Source organism: Rhodospirillaceae bacterium, from assembly GCA_016712715.1.
In the GTDB taxonomy this organism is placed as follows: domain Bacteria; phylum Pseudomonadota; class Alphaproteobacteria; order Dongiales; family Dongiaceae; genus Dongia.
In genome coordinates this window covers 20,402-44,455 of sequence record JADJQM010000002.1, presented here as the reverse complement: position 1 = coordinate 44,455, position 24,054 = coordinate 20,402, and the positions used below count along the sequence as shown (strand labels likewise).

Below are 24,054 nucleotides of genomic sequence, written 5' to 3'. Positions count from 1 at the left end.
TTAGATCGGATTTTGGCAACCTATCCGTCATGGAGGTATGAAGAAAGGCAGTTTTGACGAGCGCAAGGCGAATGCGGCAGCAGCCGAGCCACCCCTTCCGCCAACCGCCCCAATCGTCTAAGAAGACGCCCAAGCCCTCATTCGGGCAGGTGGAACAAGTGGGTCGGAGCTAAAAAATGGCAGCGTATCAATATATTTACGTGATGAAGGGCCTGTCCAAGGCTTATCCGGGCGGCAAGAAGGTCCTGGACAATGTCTGGCTGTCCTTCCTGCCCGGCGCCAAGATCGGCGTGCTCGGCCATAACGGGTCGGGTAAATCGACGCTCCTCAAGATGATGGCCGGCATCGACAAGGAGTTCAACGGCGAGGCCTGGGCCGCGGACGGTGTCACGGTCGGCTATCTCGCCCAGGAACCGGAGCTCGATCCCAAGAAGGACGTGCTCGGCAACGTCATGGAAGGTGTCGGCGCCACGGCAAAGCTGCTCGAGGATTTCGAGGCGGTCTCCAATGCCATGGCCGACCCCGACGCCGATTTCGACACGCTGCTGGCGAAACAGGCGGAGCTGCAGGAGAAGATCGACGCCGCCGATGCCTGGGATATCCAGCGCACGGTCGAGATCGCGATGGATGCCCTGCGCTGCCCACCCTCCGATTCCGATGTAACCAAGTTGTCGGGTGGTGAACGCCGCCGCGTGGCGCTCTGCCGCCTGCTGCTTTCCAACCCCAACATGCTGCTGCTCGACGAACCGACCAACCATCTCGACGCGGGAATCGGTCGCCTGGCTCGAACATTTCCTGGAAGGCTACAAGGGCATGGTCGTGGCCGTGACCCATGACCGCTACTTCCTCGACAATGTCGCCGGCTGGATCCTGGAGCTCGATCGCGGCCAGGCCATTCCGTTCGAAGGCAATTACTCCGGCTGGCTGGAACAGAAGTCGAAGCGCCTGGAGCAGGAATCGAAGACCGAAAGCTCGCGCCAGCGCACCCTCGACCGCGAATTGGAATGGATCCGCCAGGGGCCGAAGGCTCGCCAGGCGAAGTCCAAGGCTCGCGTCACGGCCTATGAGACGCTGCTCGCCCAGCAGAACGAGAAAAGCCAGGACACGGCCCAGATCTATATTCCGGCGGGGCCGCGCCTCGGCGATCTGGTCATCCAGGCAGAACATCTCAACAAGGGCTTCGGCGACAAATTGCTGATCGAGGATCTCTCCTTCCGCCTGCCGCCCGGCGGCATCGTCGGCGTCATCGGCCCGAACGGCGCCGGCAAGACCACCTTGTTCCGCATGATCACCGGCATGGAGACGCCCGACAGCGGCACCTTCAAGGTCGGCGAGACGGTGAAGCTCGGCTATATCGACCAGTCGCGCGACAGCCTCAACGCCAACAAGACCGTGTGGGAGGAAATTTCCGACGGCCATGACGAGATCGAACTCGGCAAGCGCAAGATGCCGAGCCGCACCTATGTCGCGGGCTTCAACTTCAAGGGCACCGATCAGCAGAAGAAGGTCGGCCAGCTCTCCGGCGGTGAACGCAACCGCGTGCATCTTGCCAAGATGCTCAAGGGCGGCGCCAACGTCCTGCTGCTCGACGAACCGACCAACGATCTCGATGTCGACACCTTGCGCGCGCTCGAGGAAGCGTTGCTGGAATTTGCCGGCTGCGTAGTCGTAGTCAGCCATGATCGCTGGTTCCTCGACCGCATCGCCACGCATATGCTGGCGTTCGAGGGCGACAGCCATGTCGAATGGTTCGAGGGCAATTACCAGGATTACGAGGTCGATCGCCATCGCCGCCTCGGCACCGATGCCGATCAGCCACACCGGATCAAATACAAGCCGCTCATTCGCGCCTGATCGGGCTGGCTTGATTCATATCAAGGTGCTTGCCGTGGGGTCCGGGCATGACAAGATGGGGTCAGGTTCCTGACTCCACTTATCAGTTCAGACTGGCGGTTCTGCCATGCGCTTTACGACCATCCTTGTCATCCTCGTCCTCCTCGGCGGTGCCGCCGCCGGCTATGTCTTCTGGCAGGAACGGCAGAGCGAGGCGGCGCTCGCTGGCTTTGCCGTCGCCAATGGCCGGATCGAGGTCGAACGGGTGGCGGTCGCCACCAAATATGCCGCCAGGGTCGCCGCCATGCTGGTCGATGAAGGCGACATCGTGGCCAAGGGCCAAGTCGTGGCCGAGATGGATACCGCCGAGCTGAAGGCGGATCTTGCCGAGGCGCAAGCCAATGAGCGGCAGGCCAAGGAAGCCATCGGCCAGGCCCAGGCCGAAATCGGCATCCGCGAGGCGGATCTCGAACTGGCCGAGATCGAGTTGAAGCGCGCAACCACGCTGGAAAGGAAGAGCGTCGGTCCGGTGGCGGAGGTCGAGCGCCGGCAGGCCCAGCGCGACGTTGCCGTGGCGGCACTGAAGGGTGCCGAGGCCGGTGTCGAGAATGCGCGGGCAGCCCTCCTTGCCGCGGCCGCACGGGTCGAGCGCCTGCGAACGGTCATCGCCGACATGACCCTGCGCGCACCCACCGAAGGCCGTGTCGAATATCGGCTGGTAAAGGCCGGCGAAGTGCTGGCGGCCGGCGGGCAGGTGGCGACCCTGCTTGATCTGGCCGATGTGCATATGGTGGTGTTCTTCCCGACCGCCGTTGCCGGCCGTGTCGGGCTCGATTCCGAAGCGCGCATCGTGCTCGACGCGGCACCGGAATTCGTCATTCCGGCCAGGGTCAGTTTCGTCGCGGCGGAAGCGCAGTTCACGCCGAAATTCGTCGAGACAAAAACCGAGCGCGACAAGCTCACCTACCGGATCAAGGTGGCGATCGATCACGATCTGCTGGTCAAGTACCGCGACTATGTGAAGGCTGGCCTCACCGGCAATGCCTATCTCAAGGTGGATGCGGCCGCCACCTGGCCCGATTTCCTCACGCCGAAACTGCCGCCGCCATCCAATGGCGCATCCTCGACGGCACCGGCAGATGCGGCCCAGGGCAGCGCCAACCCGTGACCGCGGACCTACCCGAGCCGGCCGTTCGGCTGCGGGGCGTCCAGCACCGCAACAATCGGCATTTCGCCCTTCAGGATATCAGCTTCGAGATCCCGCAGGGCAGCACCGCGGCGATCATCGGGCCGGACGGGGTCGGCAAGTCGACGCTGCTCTCGCTCATCGCCGGGACACGCCGCATCCAGCAGGGCGACATCGACGTGCTGGGCGGCGATATGCGCAAAAGACGCCATCGCAATGCCATCGCCGAGCGCATCGCCTATATGCCGCAGGGGCTCGGCAAGAATCTCTATCCAACCCTTTCCGTCGTCGAGAACATCGATTTCTTCGCCGGACTCTTCGGCCTGCACGGAGCGGCGGCGACGGCGCGGCGCGAGCGGCTGCTCTATGCGACCGGCCTCGACCCCTTCCCGGACCGGCCGGCCGGCAAGCTCTCCGGCGGCATGAAGCAGAAGCTCGGCCTCTGCTGCGCCCTCATTCACGATCCCGATCTGCTCATTCTGGATGAGCCGACCACCGGGGTCGACCCCTCTCGCGCCGCCAGTTCTGGCATCTCATCGACGAAATCCGCGCCGAGCGGCCGGGCCTCACCCTCATCACCGCCACCGCCTATATGGAGGAGGCCGCGCGCTTTGCGCATCTCATCGCCATCGATGCGGGCCAGTTGCTGGCCGCAGGGCCGACACCACAGGTGTTGGCGGAAGCGGGTGCCGCGACCTTGGAGGAGGCGTTCGTCACCTTGCGTCGACGTGCCGGCCTGTCAACAGCAGTACCTGTTGCCAGCGAGGGCGTTCTGCCGCCACGGCCGCATCAGGAGGGGCCACCGGCGATCGAAGCCGAGGAACTGACCTGCCGTTTCGGCGATTTCGTGGCGGTCGACAAGGTCAGCTTCCGGATCGAGACCGGCGAGATTTTCGGCTTCCTCGGCTCGAATGGCTGCGGCAAGACAACGACGATGAAGATGCTGACGGGCTTGCTGCCGGCCAGCAGCGGCACGGCCAGCCTGCTCGGGCAACCCGTGGCGGCCCAGGATCGGCAATCGCGGCTCAAGATCGGCTATATGTCGCAGAGCTTCTCGCTTTATGAGGAGCTATCGGTCCGCGCCAATCTTGATCTCCATGCGAGGCTCTACCAGGTGCCACGCGCGGAACTGGCGGCGCGCATCGGCGATTCCCTGAAGCGCTTCGATCTCGAGGCGATCGCGGATCGCCTGCCGCGGGATCTCTCTCTCGGGCAACGCCAGCGCCTGCAATTGGCGGCAGCCTGCCTGCACAAGCCGCGAATCCTCATCCTCGACGAACCGACCTCCGGCGTCGATCCTGAGGCGCGCGATGCCTTCTGGCATCAGATCGGTCATCTTGCGCGCGACGAAGGTGTCACGGTTTTCGTTTCCACCCATTTCATGAACGAAGCAGCGCGCTGCGATCGCATTTCCTTCATGCATCGCGGCCGAACACTGGCGGTTGGCGCGCCATCTGCACTTGCCGCACAATATGGCGAGGGCGACCTGGAGACGGCCTTCGTCAAGCTCATTGAGGCGGATGAAGGTGTCACAGTGCGGGCGCCAGCACCCATTGCTGCCGCAGCGACGGCCGAACCCATGCGCCCGACGGCGAACGCGTTGCGACGCATCCTGGTGTTTGCCAAGCGCGAGACACTGGAACTGCGGCGCGATACCATCCGCCTCGCCTTCGCCCTGCTGGCGCCGCTCTTTCTCATGGTCTGTTTCGGCTTCGGCATGTCCTTCGATGTCGAGGATCTGCGCTATGCCGTGCTCGACCGCGACCGCTCGCTGGAAAGCCGGTCCCTGATGGAAGGATTCGGTGGGTCGCCTTACTTCACCGAAACGCCGCCGATCGCGGATTTCAACGATCTCGACCAGCGCCTGCGCTCGGGCGACGTGCAGGTGGCGATCGAGGTGCCGCCGGATTTCGGCCGCGACCTGTTGCAGGGTCGTCGGCCGCAGATCGGCGTCTTCATCGATGGCAGCTTTCCCTTCCGTGGCGAGACGGCGCGGGGCTATGTGCAGGGCATCGCCCTCAAACAGGCGATGGAACGCGCGCGCCAGACCATCGGCAAGTTTCCCGACCCAACGTCCTACGAACTGGTGCCGCGTTTCCGCTACAACCAGGATTTCAAGAGTGTCGTTGCCATGGTGCCCGGCGTGATGATGCTGCTGCTGATTCTGATCCCCTCGATGCTGACGGCGCTCGGTGTCGTGCGCGAGAAGGAACTCGGCACCATCGCCAATCTCTATGCCTCGCCGGCCGGCATCGGCGAGTATCTCATCGGCAAGCAGCTGCCTTATATTGGCGTCGGCTGCATTGCCTTCCTGCTGATGTCGCTCCTCGCTATCCCGGTCTTCGGCATCTATCCCAAGGGCAGCCTGCTGGCCCTCGCCTTGGCCGTGCCGCTTTATCAGGTCGCCGCGACCGGCTTTGGCCTGCTTATCTCGGCCTTCTGTTCGAGCCAGGTGGCGGCCATTTTCGCAGCGGCGATCCTCTCGATCATTCCGGCGGTCAATTTCTCGGGCCTCATGTATCCGACGTCGACCCTGGAAGGTGCCGCGAAGTGGATCGGGCTTGGCTTCCCCGCCTCCTGGTACCAGACGGTGAGCCTCGGCGTTTTCACCAAGGGGCTGGGCTTCACGGCCTTCACCAATGAATATCTCGCCTTGGCGGCCTTCGGCATCATCTTCCTTGTCCTGGCGCGCCTCTGCGTCTCGAAGCAGGAGCGCTGAGCCGTGAGCAAGGGAGCCACGTTGCGCTGGATCCAAAATGTCTATCGCCTGGGCCTGAAGGAAATGGTCTCGCTGGCGCGGGATCCCGTACTCCTCGGGTTGATGATCTTCTCCTTCACCTTCTCGATCTATTCCGTGGCGCATGGTGTCCGCACCGAGGTACGGAACGCCGCCATCGCGGTGGTCGACGGTGACGGGTCGCAGCTTTCGCGCCGCATCATCGAGGCGCTGCAGCCGCCTTACTTCCTGCGGCCGCAATTGATCGACCGCAGCGTGGTCGATGCCGGCCTCGATCGCGGCCAGTTTACCTTTGTGCTCGACATGCCGCCGGGGATGGAGGCGGATCTGGCAGCCGGCCGTGAACCGACGATCGGCCTGGCTGTCGACGCCACGGCCATGACCCAGGCCGGTGTCGGGACCAGCTATATCACCAGTATCGTCGATCGGGAGATCACGGCATTCCTCGGCCAGAGCGGCACGGCGAGCCTGGTCCCGGTCGAGGTCGTCATCCGCGCCTATTTCAATCCCAATCTCGATTCAACCTGGTTCATGTCGGTGATGCAGGTGGTGGAGAATGTGACGATCCTTTCCATCATCCTGGTGGGTGCCGCCGTCATCCGCGAACGCGAACGCGGCACGATCGAGCACCTGCTGGTCATGCCGGTGAGTGCCAGTGAGATCGCCGTCGCCAAGATCTGGGCCAACGGGCTCGTCATCCTCGTTTCCGTGGCGCTTTCACTGCATTTCGTGGTGCAAATGCTGCTGGGTGTTCCCATCCTTGGATCGGTCCCGCTCTTTCTGTGCGCCGCGGCGATCTATCTCTTCGCCACGACAGCGCTGGGCCTGCTGCTGGCGACGCTTGCCAACTCGATGCCGCAATTCGCGATGATGGCGATTCCCTGCTTCGTGGTGATGAATCTCCTGTCCGGCGCCACCACGCCGATCGAATCCATGCCCGAGTTTTTTCAGCTCGTCATGAAGGCGCTGCCTTCAACGCATTTCGTGGCGGCGTCCCAGGCCGTGCTCTATCGCGGTGCCGGGGCCGACATCATCTGGCCGCAGATGCTGCTGGTGGCGGTGCAGGGCGCCATTTTCCTCGCTCTGGCGCTCCACCGCTTCAAGGCGATGCTGGCGCGCCAGAGCTAGGTCGCTGCCGGCCAGGCTATTTGCGCCGCTTTGCCTTGTCCTTGAACTTTGATGATTCACCCGGCCGGCCGGCAGTCGAGCGCGCGCGCGGACGTTCCGGAAGTGGCTTGCCGGCGGCATCAAGGCCGCCCTTGATCCCGCTGGTCGTGATCGGAATCTCAAGGTCGATCGCTTCCAGCCGCTTGATCTCATCGCGGTAGCGGGCGGCTTCCTCGAATTCGAGATTGCCGGCGGCGGCACGCATTTTCTTCTCCAGCTCGGCAAGGGTCGCCTTCAGATTGTGCCCGAGCAGATGCTTGTCGCCGAGGATGCCGGTATCGACCGTGACATGGTCGGATTCATAGACCGACCCCATGATGTCGCCGATATTCTTGCGCACCGATTCCGGCGTGATCCCGTTGGCCGCGTTGTAGGCCTGCTGCTTCTCACGCCGACGGTTGGTTTCGGCCAGCGCATATTCCAGGCTGTCGGTCATCTTGTCGGCATAGAGCAGAACGCGACCGTCGATGTTGCGGGCGGCGCGGCCGATGGTCTGGACCAGGCTGGTGCGCGAGCGCAGGAAGCCCTCCTTGTCGGCGTCCAGGATGCAGACCAGCGCACATTCCGGAATGTCGAGCCCTTCGCGCAGCAGGTTGATGCCGACCAGCACGTCGAAGGCACCAAGCCGCAGATCACGGATGATCTCGATCCGCTCCAGCGTCTCGACATCGGAATGGATGTAGCGCACGCGCACACCCGCTTCATGCAGGTATTCGGTCAAATCCTCCGCCATGCGCTTGGTGAGCGTGGTGATGAGGACCCGCTGGCCCTTGCGGGCACACTCCTTGCACTCGGCGGTGACATCGTCGACCTGCGTCTCGGTCGGGCGGATGATGCAGACGGGATCGATGAGGCCGGTCGGTCGGATGACCTGTTCGATAAAGGCGCCGCCGGTCTGCTCCAGCTCCCATTTACCGGGTGTCGCCGAGACCTCGATGGTCTGCGGGCGCATCTGTTCCCATTCCTCGAACTTCAGCGGCCGGTTGTCGGTGCAGGAGGGCAGGCGGAATCCGTATTCGGAAAGCGTCGATTTCCTGTGCCAGTCGCCCTTGAACATCCCGCCGATCTGCGGAATCGAGACATGACTTTCATCGGCGATGAGGAGCGCGTCACTGGGCAGGTATTCGAACAAGGTCGGCGGCGGCTCGCCAGGGTTGCGGCCGGTCAGATAGCGCGAGTAGTTCTCGATGCCGGCACAGACACCCGTGGCCTCGATCATCTCCATGTCGAAATTGACGCGCTGCTCCAGCCGCTGTGCTTCCAGCAGCTTGCCCTGCTCGTTGAATTCCTTGAGGCGGACCTTCAGCTCTTCGCGAATGAGCTTCACGGCCTGCTGCAGGGTGGGCTTCGGTGTCACATAATGGCTGTTGGCGTAGATCTTGATTTCGGCCAGTTCGGTGATCTTCTGCCCGGTGAGCGGGTCGAACTCGACGATGCTCTCGATCTCCTCGCCGAACAAGGAAAGGCGCCAGGCGCGGTCTTCCAAATGGGCGGGGAAGAGTTCCAGGATATCGCCCTTGATCCGGAAGGTGCCGCGGAAGAAAGCGGTCTCGTTGCGCTTGTATTGAAGCTCGATGAGGCGCCGCACCAGCCCGTTGAAGTCGATACTGTCACCGGGCTTCAGCGTGATGGTCATGGTGGAATAGGTTTCCGGCGCGCCGATGCCGTAGATGCAGGAGACGGATGCGACGATGATCACGTCGCGCCGCTCGAACAGCGCCCGCGTCGCCGAGTGACGCATGCGGTCGATCTGCTCGTTGAGCGAGCTCTCCTTCTCGATATAGGTGTCGGTGCGCGGGACATAGGCTTCGGGCTGGTAGTAGTCGTAATAACTGACGAAGTATTCGACTGCGTTTTCCGGGAAGAAGCTCCGCATCTCACCGTAAAGCTGCGCTGCCAATGTCTTGTTGGGCGCCAGCACCAAAGCCGGGCGCTGCACCGCCTGAATGACATGGGCGATGGTGAAGGTCTTGCCCGACCCGGTGACGCCGAGCAGCACCTGGTCGCGCTCATGGGCGTTGACGCCCTCGATCAGTTCCTTGATCGCCTGCGGCTGGTCACCGGCCGGGACATAATCCGAGACGAGCTTGAACGGCTTCATCGGCAGCTGCTCGGCGGCGCCGATCGCGCGTTCCTCGATGACGGGGTCTGATTGCAGTGGTTTCATGGGGCCGGTTATAGAACAAAGAGGGAAAGAGAGGTAGAGATATGATCTCCGCCTCCCCGTCCCGCAAGGGCCTCACGCCGCCTGTCGTGCCTCGAGATGCCGGGGATAGAACCGCGCCATCATGCGATCCACATAAGGCCGCAGGTTGGCATGGGATTCCGCCGCCTTGCGCAGATCCGTGTCGAAGAACGGCGCCATGACATGGGTCAGCATGCCGAAGGCCGTGGCGTCCGTGCCGCAGGGCTCGTTGCCCATGAGATACGGCTTGTCGCCCAGGATCTGCGACAGGCTGTAAAGCGAGCGGGTGCCGAGGAACAGGATATCCTCGTCCGAATGGCGGCCAAGCCCGTGACCGTGAAGGCGCCTGGCGATCTCGGTCAGCGTGTCGGCTTTCACCTTTTCGCGGATCTCTTCCGGAACCCGGTCAAAGAACTGAGCCAGCCCCTTAGCAAAATTGACCGGATCGAGCCAGCGCACCTTGAGCGCCGCCCAGCCCAGATGATCCTCGATCATGCGTTCGACCGCCCAGGCCGTGGCGCGCTGCTGCACGTCGAGCCCGGCGTCGAAATCGACGCCATAAGACCATTCGATATGCTGGCGGATGAAGGTTGAATCGGCGATCACAAGCTCGCCGTCCCGGATATAGGGCAGCTTGCCCTTGGGCGCCTTGTCAAAGCCGGTAAGGTCCTTTTCGTAGGGCAGGCCGGCCATCATGAGCTGCGTTTCCGTCTTCATGACATAGGGGCTGGCGTCGGGCAGGTCGAAGGCGGGGCCGAAGCCGAACAGGGTGATGGGGGTGGTTGGTTTCAAGCATGGCGGCTTCCTTTGGGATCGGCGTTGCGATGCCCAGACCTTTACTGCCACCCTGCTGCCAGCCTACTGTCAGCAGTCGGTGGGTTTACGAGAAAAAAGTAAGAACATGCGGCGGGCGGACAGGCTCTTCCAGATCATCCAGATCCTGCGGCGGCACCGGCGGCCGCTGACCGCCGATGCCATCGCCGCCGAGTTGGAGACCTCAAAACGCTCGATCTACCGGGATATTGCCACCCTGATGGCCCAGCGCGTGCCGATCCGGGGCGAGGCGGGGGTGGGATATGTGCTGGAGGGTGGGTATGACCTGCCGCCCCTGATGCTCACCGCCGACGAAATCGAGGCGGCCGTGCTGGGGGCGCAATGGGTCACGGGGCGGGGCGACCCGGCCCTGGTCCGGGCCGCCCAGGACCTCATCGCCAAGATCGCCGCCGCCGTGCCGGAGCGCCTCCGGCCGATCGTGCTTGATCCCGCGAGCCTTACCTCCAGCAACCGCCAGATGCCGCCGGACCTGGTCGATGTGGCACCCATCCGGGCTGCCATCCATAGCGGCCACAAGGTCGTGCTCGATTATCGCGACGAGCTGGGCCGCGCCACCAACCGCACGGTCTGGCCGGTGACCATCGGTTATCTCGAAACCGTGCGCATGCTGGTGGCCTGGTGCGAGCTGCGCGGCGACTTCCGCCACTTCCGCACCGACCGCATTCACGCGGTCGAGGTGTTGGTGGATCGGGTGCCCGAGCGGCCCTCGGTCCTGCGCGTCAAATGGCGCAAGACGCAAAAGCATGCGCGGGAGAAACCGGCCGACTGAGGCCCTGTGACAGGATGCAGTTTGACACCCACCTTCAACACCAAATAACTGTAGATACAGTTCAGGCCTGTTCATCCAGTTGCACGCGTCGTTTTGGAGCGAAAGCCGCCCTTGAATACGGTTCATCAGCCCAGCTTTGTCGAGTTGTTCACCCCGAAACTGGTGACAGTGCTGCGCGAAGGCTACCGCCTGGCGGATGTCAGGACGGATGCCATTGCGGGCCTGACGGTCGCCATCGTCGCCTTGCCGCTTTCCATGGCAATCGCGGTGGCGTCCGGGGTGACACCGGATCGCGGCCTCTATACCGCGATCATCGGCGGCTTCATCATCTCGGCCCTGGGTGGCAGCCGGTTCCAGATCGGCGGGCCGGCAGGCGCCTTCATCGTGCTCGTCGCGGCCACCGTCACGGCACATGGCATCGACGGGCTGATCCTCGCCGTGCTGCTCTCCGGCATCATCCTGCTCGCCACCGGCCTGTTGCGATTGGGGACCTTCGTCAAATACATCCCCTATCCGGTCACCGTGGGTTTCACGGCGGGCATCGCGGTCATCATCTTCGCCAGCCAGATCAAGGATCTCCTGGGTCTCAGCTTGCCGGGGGGCGAACCCGGCGAATTGATCCACAAGGTGCCGGCCCTGGCGCTGGCCTTGCCCAGCGTCAATGCCGCGGCCTGCGCGCTGGCGCTGCTCACCATCCTCCTCATCGTCGGCATCCGCCGTTATCGGCCGCGCTGGCCTGGCCTCCTCATCGGCGTCAGCGCGGCGTCATTGGGGGCGGCCCTGCTCGGTCTGCCGGTCGAAACGATCGGGACGCGCTTTGGCGGAATCCCACATGTCCTGCCCTGGCCGCAATTGCCGCCGATCAGTTATGACAAGGTGGTCGAGATGCTGCCCTCGGCGCTTTCCTTTGCCTTGCTGGGCAGCATCGAGAGCCTGCTCTCGGCCGTCGTCGCCGACAGCATGACCGGGCGGCGGCATCGCTCGAATTGCGAGCTGGTGGCGCAGGGGGTGGCCAACATCGCCTCGTCCCTGTTCGGCGGAATCTGCGTCACCGGCACCATCGCCCGCACCGCCACCAATGTCCGCGCCGGCGCGCGCGGGCCAGTGGCCGGCATGTTGCATGCGCTGTTCCTGTTGGCCTTCATGCTGCTGGCAGCTCCCCTTGCCTCCTACATCCCGCTGGCGGCCCTTGCCGCCGTGCTGGCGACGGTCGCCTGGAACATGGCGGAGAAGCCGGCCTTCGCGGTTCTGTTGTGGGCATCACGCGCTGATGCGGTGGTGCTGATGGCGACTTTCCTTGTCATCATCTTCAGCGACCTCATCAACGGCATCCTGACCGGCTTCTGCCTCTCGGCGCTTCTCATGCTGCATCGCATGGCCGAAGCCGTGGCGACGGCCACCTCCTACCACAACGAGGATCAGGCAGATTTCCAGCCAGGCGAGGGGCGCAAGCGCTACGATCCGGGCCAGGCGGGCGACCGGGACATCGTCATCTGCCGCATCTCCGGCGCCTTCTTCTTTGGTGCAGCGGCCAGCGTCGCTGCGGCCCTCGACCGGATCGGCGAGCAGCCCAAGGCGGTGATTTTCGATTTTGCCGCGGTGCCGATCCTCGATTCCACCGCTGCCGCCACGATCGAAGCCTTCGTCCACAAGGCCCACAAACGTGGCGCCCACATCATCATCGCCGCGGCGGACGCCAAAGTGCGGCACTCGTTGAAAGTTCTCGGCGTGAAGCGACCGCTGGTGCTCTTTGCAGCCGATCTCAAGGCCGCCGTCGCTGCCGCGCATGCGGCGATTGCCGAGGACGCGAAGCCGTAGTCGCGCTAGGGCGCAATCATCTGGCGGTAGAGATGCCAGGTGGCGTGGCCAAGAACCGGCATCACGATAATCAGCCCGGCAAAGAACGGGATCGAGCCCAGCAGCAGGCTGCCGGCGACGATCACGCCCCAGACGGCCATCGGCACCGGATTGACCGCGACCGCGTTGAACGAGGTGCGGATCGCCGTCCCCAGCCCGACATCGCGGTCAAGCAGCAGCGGAAAAGAGACAACGCTCACGGCCAAAGCGAGACAGGCAAACAGGAAGCCTACCCCCATGCCAACCACGATCAGGGTCCAGCCAGCTTGCGTCATGAACACGTCCTGCAGGAAGGCGCCCATGGAGAGCGGCTGTTCGGGCCCCAGAATGGCGGTGTGGAGTGTCGCTGCCGTGGCGATCCACAGCACGAACACGGCAACCAGGATAAGGCCCAGCAAGACGATGCTGCCGAGGGCCGGCGCGCGCAGGACCGCGAACGCATTGCGCCAGGTGACGGCAACACCCAGTTCCCGTTGCCGGCTCATTTCATAAAGCCCGAGGCCGGCAAAGGGGCCGATGAGCGCAAAACCCGAAGACATCGGAAACAGGAGCGGCAGCATGTCGTAGCCGAAGGCCGTGCGCGCCATGACGATGCCGACCACCGGATAGATGATGCACAAGAAGAACACGTCGGTGCGATAGGCGCCGAAATCAGCGAAGGCCTTACGGAAGATATCGAAGAAATCCGTGGCCGCGATGCGCCGCACCGTTGGCGGCGAACTCGCCATATCTTCATGCGGCCTGGTGGCGGATGCTTCGAGGCTTTCCAGGGCATGGGCCGCATGGCGGACCTGATCCCAGCCCCATTCGATTGGATTGCGGATTAACTACTCACAGACCCAGCCGTCATCCTGAGTTTCTTGACCCTTGCTGTCCTGGAAATCGTGCTTGGCATAGACAATCTGTTGTTTGTGCAGATCGTCGCCAGCCGCTGCGATCCGGCCCACCAGATGCTGGCCCGGCGGGTCGGCCTGTTGCTCGCCCTGGGCACGCGCCTGTTGTTGCTGGCCTCGATCGCCTGGGTCGTCGGGCTGACGGAGCCCTTCTGGACCTTCGACTGGTTCGGGCCGGAGATGACCTACGACCTCTCCTGGCGCGACGTCATTCTTCTGGGCGGTGGTCTCTTCCTCCTTGCCAAAGCAACGACCGAAATCCACCATCACATCGAAGGTTCCGAAGGCGGCGTGAAGGGCGGCAAATATCTCAGCCTGGGTGCGGCCGTCGTTCAGATCGCCATCCTCGACATCGTGTTCTCGCTCGACAGCGTCATCACCGCGGTCGGCATGGCCGACCATCTCTCGGTCATGGTCGCCGCCGTCATCGCCGCGATGATCGTGATGATCGCCGCCGCCGGCCCGGTCGGCAATTTCGTCGACCGTCATCCCACGGTAAAGATGCTGGCTCTTTCCTTCCTGCTGCTGATCGGCATGGCGCTCTTGGGTGAAGGCCTGCACTTCCACATCCCGAAGGCCTATCTCTACTTCGCCATCGCCTTCTCGGTGCTGGTCGAGATGCTCAACCTGTGGGCGCGGAAGAAGAGGGCTCGCGTGAAGGCCTAGGAGGCAGGCGTCATTGCCGGATGTGACCCGGCAATGACGCGCTCCTTTGTGCAGGTGGTGCCTTAGCCAAATCGGGCATTGAGATCGATGGTGCTTTCCCAGCCGATGCGCTCGAAATTCTGCGTGATCCAGTTGTCGGCGGTTTCATAGCCGAGCTGGTGGAGATGCTCGAGGAAGGCGCGCTCGGTATTCATCTTGCTGAGCGAGCCCATTTCGGCAAGCTCCACCTCGGCGCTGATCTCGTGAAACCGGACCGCAGTGTAGCGGTCGTTGTGCAACTCGCCGTTTTCGATCAACCGCGTCAGCGTGGCAAATCCCTCCATCTCGCGCACGAGACTGGCGTTGAAGGTCATTTCATTGATGCGGTTGAGAATGTCGCGGGCCGTCAACGGCACATCCGGCCGGTTCATCGGGTTGATCTGCACGATCACCACATCGGAACTGTCGCATTCGTGAATGAGCGGGTGAATGGCCGGATTGCCGAGATAGCCGCCGTCCCAATAAAACTCGCCATCCACCTCGACCGCCTCGAACATCAAGGGCAGGCAGGCCGAGGCCATCAGCGCCTTCACCGACATCTCGGGTGTGCGAAAGGTGCGTGAGCGGCAGGTGCGCACATTGGAGGCGGTCACAAACAGCTTCACCTCGGGATGATTGCGCAGGTTCTCGAAATCGACCAGATCAGCCAGCAGATCGCCCAGCGGATCGAGCTTCATCGGATTGACCTGGCGGGGCGCAAACAGGCGCGTGGTGAAATCCAGCCACATGAAAGTGGGATCCTTGTCGACGTCCCAGCCTTCGGACACGCCTGGAATGCCGCGCGGGATCGCGCGCGGGATGGGGTTCAACGCCGAGACACCCATCCAGAAAGCCTGCAGCGCATCGATGGCGCCTTGCCGCTTGCCCTTGAGGAATCCGTCGGCGAAAACGGCCGCATTCATGCCGCCGGCGCTGGTGCCGCTCAGGCCGTCGATGTAGATCCTGGGCTCGCTGATCAGCCGGTGCATGACGCCCCAGGTGAAGGCGCCATGGGAACCGCCACCCTGCAACGCGAGACTGATCCGCTTCACGCCTGGCTTATGGATCCGTGGCGTGGGCGCGGTCGATGCCGTCGTGGGCGATTTGCCGTTCATCGGGGACTTTCAGGTCAATGGCGGGAGCCATCATCCCGAAAGACGGTTTATTTTTCATGAAGAGCGCCTGATTGGCGCAAATCAACCGCGCAGCAACTCCAGGAACTCCTTTGCCGGCATGGGCTTATGCCAATAGAAGCCCTGGCCGAGATCGGCGCCAAGGGCGCTGGCTCGCCGCGCGATGTCGGGGCTTTCGATGCCGACCATCACGATCCGGCCGTTGCATTTCTTGGCAAGGCGGACAAGTTCGGCCACCAGGCCAGCGACCGGCCCGCCATTCCCTGACAAGGCCACGAAGCGCCGGTTGAGCTTGATGAGGTCCGGGTTGAGCGATGAAAGATATTCGCTGTCGCCGCCGCCGATGCCGAAATCGTCGATCGAAATGCGGAAGCCGCGTTGCTTCATGTCCCAGATCGCGGGGCGGATCTGCCGGTCGGCGGCATCGATCTCGTTAACCTCGATGGCGATGCGGTGCGGGGGGATGCCGGCAGCAGCGACGCGTGCCGCCAGTGCCTCGCGTTTGGTGAGGTCGGCGAACTCGTCGGGTTCGAGATTGAGCGTGACGCAAAGCTCGCGCTCTCCCTTGAGCGCGGGACCGAGATCCGCCAGCACCATCTCGATGACGCGCTGGTTGAGGACAGGTCCAAGTCCCATTGCCTTGGCCATCGGCAGAAAATCGGCAGGCGAAATCGCGTCGCCGACCTGGGTGGTCCAGCGCAGCAATGGCTCGGCGCCGATGATGGTGTGGTTGGCATCAAGCGTCACGATCGGTTGGTAGACCATGGAGAGGCCACCTTCCTCGATCGCGCGTGTGAACTGCTTGGCAAGGGATTCCGGGCGCTCGACGGCGAGCGCCGCCACCAGGCCCATGATGATTCCGATCATGGCGCCGAAGGCGAGCAGCATATTGGGTTTGGCACCGATGAGGGGGGCCGCCATGCCAAGCATGAAGGCAATCACGAACACCAGCAGCTTCAGTTTTAGTCGGCCTGACATTGCTACTTCCGGACCTTACGAATTGTGTGTCGTCCCCAGCCGCAAAGTGACGGATACAAGTACAAATGGTCAAGGGTGACTAAAAAACGTCACCGAATACCGCCGAAGTGGTATCCATGGCCGTATTTTGGCGGGTTCAGGACAATTCGGATCTCAGAAACGAAAAAATCCGGGGATCGAGGGTTTGCGCCACGTTGAAGCGCAAATGGCTTGGCCAAGCGCCTTCCGGACTGAACACGTTCCCGGGCGCCAGGACGATGCCTTGATCCTGGGCGGCGACCGCCAGGGCCTCGGCGTTACGTGCCGTCTGGCCCTTCCCCGGGGGCAAGCCCAGCCACAGGAACAAGCCTTCGCCCGATTCCGCCGTCTCGGGCAACCATGGCACCAGTCCCAATTGGGTGAGTTTCCTGCTCACGCGGAAGCGTGTGCGCGCCAGCCGGTCGCGGATTCCCGCCACATGCTTGCGATACGAACCATCGCTCAGCAGCCGGTGAACCAATTGCGCGGACAATTCGTTGTTGCCAAAACTCATCGCCAGTTTGAGATCGGCGAGGTCGGCGATGGTGGCCGCATCGGCGGCCAGAAACCCGATCCGCGTCGCGGCGGAGAGCGTCTTTGAGAAACTGCCAAGATGGATCACGCGCTGCAGGCCGTCTAGGGCGGCGAGGCGCAGTCCCGGCGCGGCCTCGAAGTCACGGAAAATGTCGTCTTCAAGGATCCTGAAATCGTATTTCTGCGCCAGCGCAAGCAGGCGATGCGCTATCGACAGGCCGAGCTTTGCCCCGGTCGGGTTCTGCAGGCCGGCATTGGTCAGATAGAGCTTGGGCCGGTGTGCTGCCGCAAGTTGTTCGAGAACGGTGAGGTCGGGACCGCTTGCGGTCATCGGCACCGGCAGCAGCTTGCCGCGTTGCGCGCGCACGGCGGCGTGGAAGTTGAAATAGCCGGGATCGTCGACCAGGACGGCATCGTTCGGCTCGATAAGATAGCGGCAGACCAGATCGATGGCGTGGGATGAACCGTCCATCAGCAGCACGCGCTCAGGTGTCGCCGGGATTTCCAATTCGTTCATGCGCCGCGCCAGCAGGTCACGGAGCGGCCGGAATCCCATCGGCACGCCATATTCAAGGAGACCGGTTTCGGGCGCCCGCGCCAGCGCCCGAAGGGCACTGCGCAAGGCGGCCTCCGGCAGCCAATCCTGCGGCAGCCAGCCGCAACCGGGCTTGGGCTGGTCGGGGTCGAGGGTGAGGGAGCGCCGCATCATCCAGATCGGATTGACGCCGATCCGGGCGCTTGGCCCATCGCAATGTCCTGGGGGATCGAGTGTCAGGGGCCGCGTACCTTGCGCGCGGGGCGCCACGAAGAAGCCGGACTTCGCCCGCGCGATGACCAGCCCATCCGCCACCAGCCGGTCATAGGCGGCGACGATGGTGAAGGGACTGACTGCCAGCCTGGCCGCGAGCCGCCTGACCGAGGGCAGCCTTTCGCCGGCGCCCAAGGCGCCGTTCGCCATGCGGCGGCCAAGGGCTCCGGCGATGCGGGTGGTGAGGGTGCCGGTTTCGGCGCTGAGGTCGAGGTCCATCTGTATTGGAATTTGTGCTGGTATAGATTGGCAGATTGTATCGGATGTGTGCCTGTTCGCGCCAGGGGTGCTGCGATCAGGATGGGGCTCAAACTTGGAAAAGAGTCCGCCATGACCGATGCCGCCGTTGCCACGACCCCGTTGCTGACTCCAGCCCTCAGAGGTCTCCTTTACGGTTTCATCGGCGTCGCGATTTTCGGCGGCTCGCTGCCGGCCACACGCGCTGCCGTCCTGGTGCTCGACCCCTGGTTCGTGAGTGCGGCGCGCGCCGTGGGGGCAGCCGTTCTCGGCGGCCTATGGCTGATGGCCGCCCGCCCAGCCCTGCCCAGCGGTCGCGATCTCCTGCGTCTTGGCCTGGTCGGCCTTTGCGTCGTCATCGGCTTTCCGGTGCTCACTGGTTTGGCTATGCACTTTGTGCCGGCCAGCCACGGCATCCTGTTCGTCGGGCTCATGCCGTTGGCGACCTGCCTGGTAGGGGCCATGATCGGCACGGTGCGGCCGCAGCGTCCCTTCTGGTTCTGGGCGGCGTTCGGCGCGGCCTCGGTCACGGGCTATGTGGTCTATGAGGGTGGCGGCCATTTCGGCCCGGCCGATCTGCTGATGGTGGGAGCGGTGATCGTCACCGGCATCGGCTATGCGGTGGGTGCCAGGTTGTCGCAGAAGATGCCGCCCGCCGCGGTCATTTCCTGGGCGCTGGTCGTCTGCCTGCCGTTGAGCCTGCCGGCGATGATCCTCACCTGGCCCGCGGCACCGGAAATCGTGCCGGTATCGGCCTGGATCGGCCTTGGCTATGTAACCCTGTTCTCGATGTTCATCGGCTTCCTGTTCTGGTACCGCGGCCTGGTGCTGGGCGGGACGGCGCGGGTCAGCCAGATCCAGCTGTTCCAGCCGTTCATCGGGCTTGGCCTTGCTGCCGTTTTTTTAGGCGAGGAGGTCGGCTGGGGGCTGCTTCTGGGAAGTGTCATGGTGACAATTGCCGTGGCCAAGGCGCGCCGCTACGCCTGAGACATTGCCCGTCCAGGGGCATTGCTGGTTTGCATTCGCGGGGGTTGCAGGGGGTGGGGGCGGGGGCTATGTTCCCGCCCGAATTTCCAGCCTCGTTTGACCCACCCAAAGGTGACCCAGAATGGCTTTCCTCGCCGACCGCCTCGACCGTATCAAACCGTCGCCCACCATCGCCGTCACCATGAAGGCGCGCGAACTCAAAGCACAGGGCCGCGACATCATCGGGCTTGGCGCCGGCGAACCGGATTTCGATACGCCGGAGAACATCAAGCAGGCGGCGATCAAGGCGATCAATTCCGGTGACACCAAATATACCAATGTCGATGGCACCGATGCGCTGAAGAAGGCGATCATCGCCAAGTTCAAGCGCGAGAACAATCTCGACTACAAGCTCGACCAGATCACGGTCGGCACCGGCGGCAAGCAGGTGCTCTACAACGCGCTGGTCGCCACGGTGAACCCGGGCGATGAAGTGATCATCCCGGCGCCCTATTGGGTCTCCTATCCGGACATCGTGCATCTTGCCGAAGGCACGCCGGTCTTCGTCGAATGCGGGCAGAACCATCAGTTCAAGCTGCAGCCGGAAATGCTCGACGCGGCGATCACGCCGAAGACCAAATGGCTGATCCTCAATTCGCCCAGCAACCCGACGGGTGCCGCCTATTCCGCCAAGGAACTGCGCGCCATCGCCGACGTGCTGTTGAAGCACCCCCATGTCTGGGTGCTGACCGACGACATGTATGAGCATCTTGTCTATGACCAGTTCAAGTTCGCGACGATCGCCGAGGTCGAGCCGAAGCTCTATGAGCGCACGCTGACCATGAACGGCGTCTCGAAGAGCTATTGCATGACGGGCTGGCGCATCGGCTATGCCGGCGGCCCGGCGCCGCTCATCAAGGCGATTGCCAAGATCCAGTCGCAATCGACCTCGAACCCGTCCTCGATCAGCCAGGCGGCGGCGGTCGAAGCCTTGAACGGCCCGCAGGATTTCATCGCCAAGCACAATGTCTCGTTCAAGGAACGCCGCGACCTCGTGGTCGAGATGCTCAACAAGGCGAAGGGGCTGCATTGCCACAAGCCGGAGGGGGCGTTCTATGTCTATCCGTCCTGTGCCGGCGCCATCGGCAAGACCACGCCGGACGGCAAGAAGATCGCAACCGACGACGACTTCGTGACCTATCTGCTGGAATCGGAAGGTGTGGCCGCGGTGCAGGGTTCGGCCTTCGGCCTGTCCCCTCATTTCCGCATTTCCTACGCCACCTCGACCGACGCGCTGCGCGATGCCTGCAACCGCATCATCCGCGCTTGTGAGAAGCTGAGCTAAGCTGTTCTGCGCAACGGTGATCGAGGCGTTCGATCACCGGCTGCGATAAAATTGATTCTGCCCGCCGGGCCTAAAGCCTTGCGAATGTCGGGGTTTAGGACCAAATTTAGAGCCTAACCAGTCAACGAGGATGGCGAGCATGGCACAGATGGAAATCGATATCGGTATCTCCAAAAAGGACCGCAAGGCCATTGCCGACGGCCTGTCGCGCCTGCTGGCCGACACCTACACGCTCTATTTGAAGACCCATAACTTCCATTGGAACGTCGAAGGGCCGATGTTCAACACGCTGCACCTGATGTTCGAGGGGCAGTACACGGAATTGGCGCTGGCCGTCGACCTTATCGCAGAACGGATCCGCGCCCTGGGCTATCCGGCGCCGGGCACCTATGCCGCCTATGCCAAGCTTTCCTCGATCAAGGAAGAGCAGGGTGTCCCCTCGGCCGAAGACATGATCCGGCAGCTTGTTTCGGGGCAGGAAGCGATCTCGAAGACGGCGCGCAGCGTGTTCCCGGCCGCCGATAAGGCGGGTGACGAGCCCACGGCTGACCTCCTTACCCAGCGCATGCAGATCCATGAAAAGAACGCCTGGATGCTGCGTGCCCTTCTGAGTAAGTAAAGGCTGTTATTCAATATGTTAGGACCGGCGCGGGCCAGTTCCGCGCCGGTCTTCTTTTGTGCCGGTGACGGAACCCCTGTAATCTATTCCCCATCGTGCGCGTATCACGTCTAGGCCATTCGTTGGTCAATTGTGATGCCCGAAGGAGAATGACGATGTGGATCCGGAAGTACCGTGGTTGGGAGCTGAAGGATTCGGCGCTCACGCCAGAGCATGTCTTTCGGGACCGGCGACGCTTCCTGGCCGGTGCCGCCGGCGCCGTGTTCGCCCCGGCGCTCCTCGCCTGCGAGAAGAAGGCGGCGGCCGAGGGTGATGCCACGCCGGATCCGTCGGCGGGCCTCTATCCGGTGAAGCGCAACGAGAAATTCACGCTCGACCGCGATCTCACGCCGGAAGCGGATGCCACTTCCTATAACAATTACTACGAATTCGGCACGTCGAAGGACATCAAGGACGCCGCACAGGCACTTCCCATCCGGCCCTGGGTGATCACGATCGACGGGTTGGTCGACAAGCCGCAGACCATTGCGATCGACGATCTCTTGAAGCAAATGCCGCTCGAGGAGCGCAACTACCGCCACCGCTGCGTCGAGGCCTGGTCGATGGCGGTGCCGTGGAGCGGATTTCCGTTGGCCGAATTGGTGAAATTGGCGCAGCCGCAATCCGGCGCCAAATTCCTGCGTTTTGAAAGCTTCATGAATGCCGAAGCGGCGCCGGGGCAGGATGACCCGATCTATCCCTGGCCCTATATCGAAGGCCTGACCCTGGCCGAGGCCACCAACGAACTCGCCTTCGTCGTGACCGGCATCTATGGCAAGGCATTGCCGAAGCAGAACGGCGCGCCTTTCCGCATCGCGCTGCCCTGGAAATACGGATTCAAGTCGGCCAAGGGTATCCAGCGCATCACCTTTACCGACGAGCAGCCGGTGGGGCTGTGGCAGGCCCTGCAGAGCAGCGAGTATGGCTTTTATGCCAACGTCAATCCGGCCTTTTCGCATCCGCGCTGGAGCCAGGAGACGGAGCGCCTGCTGGGCTCGGGCGAGCGCGTGCCGACGCAGATCTTCAATGGCTATGGCGACTTCGTGGCCGGCCTCTATCCCGACCTCAACGACCGCACGTTTTTCTATTAGACGGCGATCGGTGCCGAGGCGCCGACAATGGGCGCGCAGCTTTCACCGACGACCAGGGTCGGCTGGAAGACCACGTTGCGCGGTGCTTGCGGCGCGTTGTTGTTGATACGGCTGATCAGCATGCGGAATGATTCGTTGATCATCTCGTTGATCGGATGCTCGGTGCGCGTGAGACGGGGGCGCAGGCCGCTGATGCCGGTGATGGTATCAGTCGAGGCGATCGAGATATCCTCCGGGCATTTCAGCCCCAGATCGGCCAGGGCCCGCATGAGGCCCAGGGCCATCACGCCATTGGCGACATAAAGCGCCGTCGGCCGGTCCGGCCGTTCCAGCATCTCACGCGCCATGGCATAGGCGACTTCCTCGCGGAACTCGCCCTGGCGAATATGCTGCGGCAAGGGTGTGACACCACGTGCCTGCAGGGCCTGCATCATGCCTTCATAGCGGCCGCGGCCGGTGGTGAGGTGGAGTGGCCCGGTGATCGACCCGATGCGACGATGGCCGAGATCGAGCAGATAATTGGTGGCCTGTCGGCCGGCGGATTCATTGTCGATGGTGACCGTGTCGGACCGGCGGTCCTCGAACACGCGGCCGAAGAGGACCGTTGGGATCGACTTCCCTTCATGGTCGCGCTGCAGGTGCTGCGCCATCTCGCCAACCGGCACCAGGACGACGCCGTCGCAGGAGATCTGCCGGATCCGCGACATGATGCGCTTTTCGGCCTCGGGCTTTTCATCGCTGTTGAAGACGACCAGTGAGTAGTCCCATGCCGCCGCCGCCGCTTCGGCGAGGCAGACCACATGACTGTAGAAGGGGTTGGAGAGATCGGCGACGACGATGGCGATGAGCTGGCTCTTGCCGCGATTGAGGTTTCGCGCCACGGCCGAGGGGGCGTAATCCAGTTGTTCGATGGCGGTCTGCACCCGCTTGCGCAATTCGGGGCTGACATAGGCGGAATCGTTCACGACGGCCGACACCGTCGCAATCGACACCCCAGCAGCCTTCGCTACATCCCGAATCGTCGCCATTTACTATCCAGCTAACCGTTTCGCCCAATTTACCGCGCTGAAAATAAAAGTCTACCGCCAGATTCTGCTTGATCATCGCATCCTCCTGCGTAATTCTGGCGAAACGGTTAGGACATGTTCGCCAAACACCAAAGCGGACAGCCCCGGTTCCTGTGGGAGGGAAACATGAGGAAGACACTCGGATTCTGCGCGCTCGGGCTCGGTCTGACCTTGGGTGCGAATTTGGCATTGGCTGACAAGCCGCTGGTCGGCATCGTCTCGATCGCCGCGACTGAAGCCAACAATGTCCGCTACATCAAAGGGGCCGAGGCGGCCGCGGCCGAATTGGGCTGGGAAGTCTCGGTCATCGACGCCGCCGGCAGCGCCGATCAGGCCAACTCGGCAATCCAGAATTTCGCGCAGCGCGGCGCCCATGTGATCATCGACATGGTGTTCCCCTTCTCCTCCATCGGTGCCGGGCTTGATGCCGCGAAAAGCGCCGGCATCCCCGTCGTGACCTGGGGCGGCGGCCTCGGCAGCACGGTCGCTGCCACCAACGGTTCCGGCGGCCCGATGGCAACGCCGATCGTTGAAATGATGGCCAAGGATATGGGTGGCAAAGGCAGCGTGCTGGCTTTGACCTACCGTACCGGCGAGGTCTGCCGGAACCGCGAAACGGTGATGGACGAGATCCTGGCACAGCATCCCGACATCAACGTCACCAAGAATGAAGTGCGCATTCCGGGCTATTTCGAGGATGGCGCGCAATATGCCAATGCCTGGCTGACCTCGCATCCGGCCGGTTCCGAACCGCTTGCCATCTGGGGCTGCTGGGACGATCCTGCCATCGGCGCGATCGGTGCCCTGCGCGCGCAGGGCCGGGACGACGTCAAGGTTTACGGCATCAACGGCAATGCGCAGGCGCTGGAGAACATCCGCAACGGCCATATGACCGCCACCGCCTGGCAGGACAGCTACACCGAGGGTTACAACATGGTGAAGATGCTGGACGAGATCAGGAAAGCAGGCGACGGCTGGCAGCCCAAGGCGGCGGAAGTGCCCGCGGTCGTGGTGACCAAGGAGTCGGTCGAGCAGTTCATCACCGATCATCCTGACGCGATCAAGTGATCGTCA

17 protein-coding genes and 2 pseudogenes are annotated in these 24,054 nt (G+C 63.0%); 12 read left to right on the top strand and 7 right to left on the bottom strand.

Annotated features, from left to right (window positions below; translation table 11 throughout):
- Positions 1-176 precede the first annotated feature (176 nt).
- The 4 genes and pseudogenes from ettA (at position 177) to IPK59_10910 (ending at position 6,884) form a co-directional block, all read left to right on the top strand.
- Positions 177-1,854 (top strand): annotated as a pseudogene (ettA, locus tag IPK59_10925) (energy-dependent translational throttle protein EttA).
- 106 nt (positions 1,855-1,960) lie between these two features.
- Entirely contained in the window at positions 1,961-3,001 is a 1,041-nt protein-coding gene (locus tag IPK59_10920; GenBank protein ID MBK8159240.1) for an HlyD family efflux transporter periplasmic adaptor subunit, read from the top strand.
- A pseudogene (rbbA, locus tag IPK59_10915) lies at positions 2,998-5,738 on the top strand (ribosome-associated ATPase/putative transporter RbbA). The gene IPK59_10920 and the pseudogene rbbA overlap by 4 nt, the downstream one beginning before the upstream one ends.
- A gap of 63 nt (positions 5,739-5,801) precedes the next feature.
- Complete coding sequence (locus IPK59_10910) at positions 5,802-6,884, top strand: ABC transporter permease (protein MBK8159239.1); 1,083 nt, start codon at positions 5,802-5,804, stop codon at positions 6,882-6,884.
- A gap of 16 nt (positions 6,885-6,900) precedes the next feature.
- On the opposite strand, the gene uvrB is transcribed toward IPK59_10910, so the two are convergent.
- A complete protein-coding gene (uvrB, locus tag IPK59_10905) occupies positions 6,901-9,024 on the bottom strand; it encodes an excinuclease ABC subunit UvrB (GenBank protein ID MBK8159238.1) in 2,124 nt (707 codons plus the stop codon).
- A gap of 138 nt (positions 9,025-9,162) precedes the next feature.
- Positions 9,163-9,825, bottom strand: coding sequence for a glutathione S-transferase family protein (locus IPK59_10900; GenBank protein MBK8159237.1), 663 nt, complete (start codon positions 9,823-9,825; stop codon positions 9,163-9,165).
- Between the two features lie 184 nt (positions 9,826-10,009).
- On the opposite strand from IPK59_10900, the gene IPK59_10895 reads away from it, so the two are divergent.
- Positions 10,010-10,711: a YafY family transcriptional regulator gene (locus tag IPK59_10895; protein ID MBK8159236.1), complete on the top strand. Its 702-nt coding sequence runs from the start codon at positions 10,010-10,012 to the stop codon at positions 10,709-10,711.
- Between the two features lie 111 nt (positions 10,712-10,822).
- The gene (locus IPK59_10890) at positions 10,823-12,529 is read left to right on the top strand and encodes a SulP family inorganic anion transporter (protein MBK8159235.1); all 1,707 of its coding nucleotides are present in this window, start codon (positions 10,823-10,825) and stop codon (positions 12,527-12,529) included.
- Between the two features lie 5 nt (positions 12,530-12,534).
- On the opposite strand, the gene IPK59_10885 is transcribed toward IPK59_10890, so the two are convergent.
- The gene (locus IPK59_10885) at positions 12,535-13,296 is read right to left on the bottom strand and encodes a DUF2189 domain-containing protein (GenBank protein MBK8159234.1); all 762 of its coding nucleotides are present in this window, start codon (positions 13,294-13,296) and stop codon (positions 12,535-12,537) included.
- A 120-nt stretch (positions 13,297-13,416) separates the two neighbouring features.
- Here IPK59_10885 and IPK59_10880 point away from each other — a divergent pair, with 120 nt between their 5' ends.
- Positions 13,417-14,127 (top strand): TerC family protein, encoded by a 711-nt coding sequence (locus tag IPK59_10880; protein MBK8159233.1) that lies wholly within the window; start codon positions 13,417-13,419, stop codon positions 14,125-14,127.
- Positions 14,128-14,189: 62 nt separating this feature from the next.
- Here IPK59_10880 and IPK59_10875 read toward each other — a convergent pair whose 3' ends face one another.
- The 3 genes from IPK59_10875 to IPK59_10865 all read right to left on the bottom strand — a co-directional run bounded on the left by IPK59_10875 (position 14,190) and on the right by IPK59_10865 (position 17,835).
- Positions 14,190-15,260, bottom strand: a complete 1,071-nt coding sequence (locus tag IPK59_10875; GenBank protein ID MBK8159232.1) for a patatin-like phospholipase family protein — start codon at positions 15,258-15,260, stop codon at positions 14,190-14,192.
- Between the two features lie 81 nt (positions 15,261-15,341).
- Positions 15,342-16,256, bottom strand: coding sequence for an EAL domain-containing protein (locus IPK59_10870; protein MBK8159231.1), 915 nt, complete (start codon positions 16,254-16,256; stop codon positions 15,342-15,344).
- Positions 16,257-16,392: 136 nt separating this feature from the next.
- Entirely contained in the window at positions 16,393-17,835 is a 1,443-nt protein-coding gene (locus IPK59_10865) for a PLP-dependent aminotransferase family protein (protein ID MBK8159230.1), read from the bottom strand.
- 111 nt (positions 17,836-17,946) lie between these two features.
- Between IPK59_10865 and IPK59_10860 the strand changes: the two genes are divergently transcribed.
- The 4 genes from IPK59_10860 (at position 17,947) to msrP (ending at position 21,913) form a co-directional block, all read left to right on the top strand.
- Positions 17,947-18,840 (top strand): DMT family transporter, encoded by an 894-nt coding sequence (locus IPK59_10860; GenBank protein MBK8159229.1) that lies wholly within the window; start codon positions 17,947-17,949, stop codon positions 18,838-18,840.
- Between the two features lie 121 nt (positions 18,841-18,961).
- Positions 18,962-20,164 (top strand): pyridoxal phosphate-dependent aminotransferase, encoded by a 1,203-nt coding sequence (locus tag IPK59_10855; protein ID MBK8159228.1) that lies wholly within the window; start codon positions 18,962-18,964, stop codon positions 20,162-20,164.
- Positions 20,165-20,312: 148 nt separating this feature from the next.
- Positions 20,313-20,783 (top strand): DNA starvation/stationary phase protection protein, encoded by a 471-nt coding sequence (locus IPK59_10850; protein MBK8159227.1) that lies wholly within the window; start codon positions 20,313-20,315, stop codon positions 20,781-20,783.
- 155 nt (positions 20,784-20,938) lie between these two features.
- Positions 20,939-21,913 carry a protein-methionine-sulfoxide reductase catalytic subunit MsrP gene (gene msrP, locus IPK59_10845; protein MBK8159226.1) on the top strand — a complete coding sequence of 325 codons (975 nt, stop codon included), beginning with the start codon at positions 20,939-20,941 and terminating at the stop codon, positions 21,911-21,913.
- Here msrP and IPK59_10840 read toward each other — a convergent pair.
- Positions 21,910-22,941 (bottom strand): LacI family DNA-binding transcriptional regulator, encoded by a 1,032-nt coding sequence (locus tag IPK59_10840; GenBank protein ID MBK8159225.1) that lies wholly within the window; start codon positions 22,939-22,941, stop codon positions 21,910-21,912. The genes msrP and IPK59_10840 overlap by 4 nt on opposite strands.
- A 165-nt stretch (positions 22,942-23,106) precedes the next feature.
- Between IPK59_10840 and IPK59_10835 the strand changes: the two genes are divergently transcribed.
- Complete coding sequence (locus IPK59_10835) at positions 23,107-24,048, top strand: sugar ABC transporter substrate-binding protein (protein MBK8159224.1); 942 nt, start codon at positions 23,107-23,109, stop codon at positions 24,046-24,048.
- Positions 24,049-24,054: the final 6 nt, after the last annotated feature.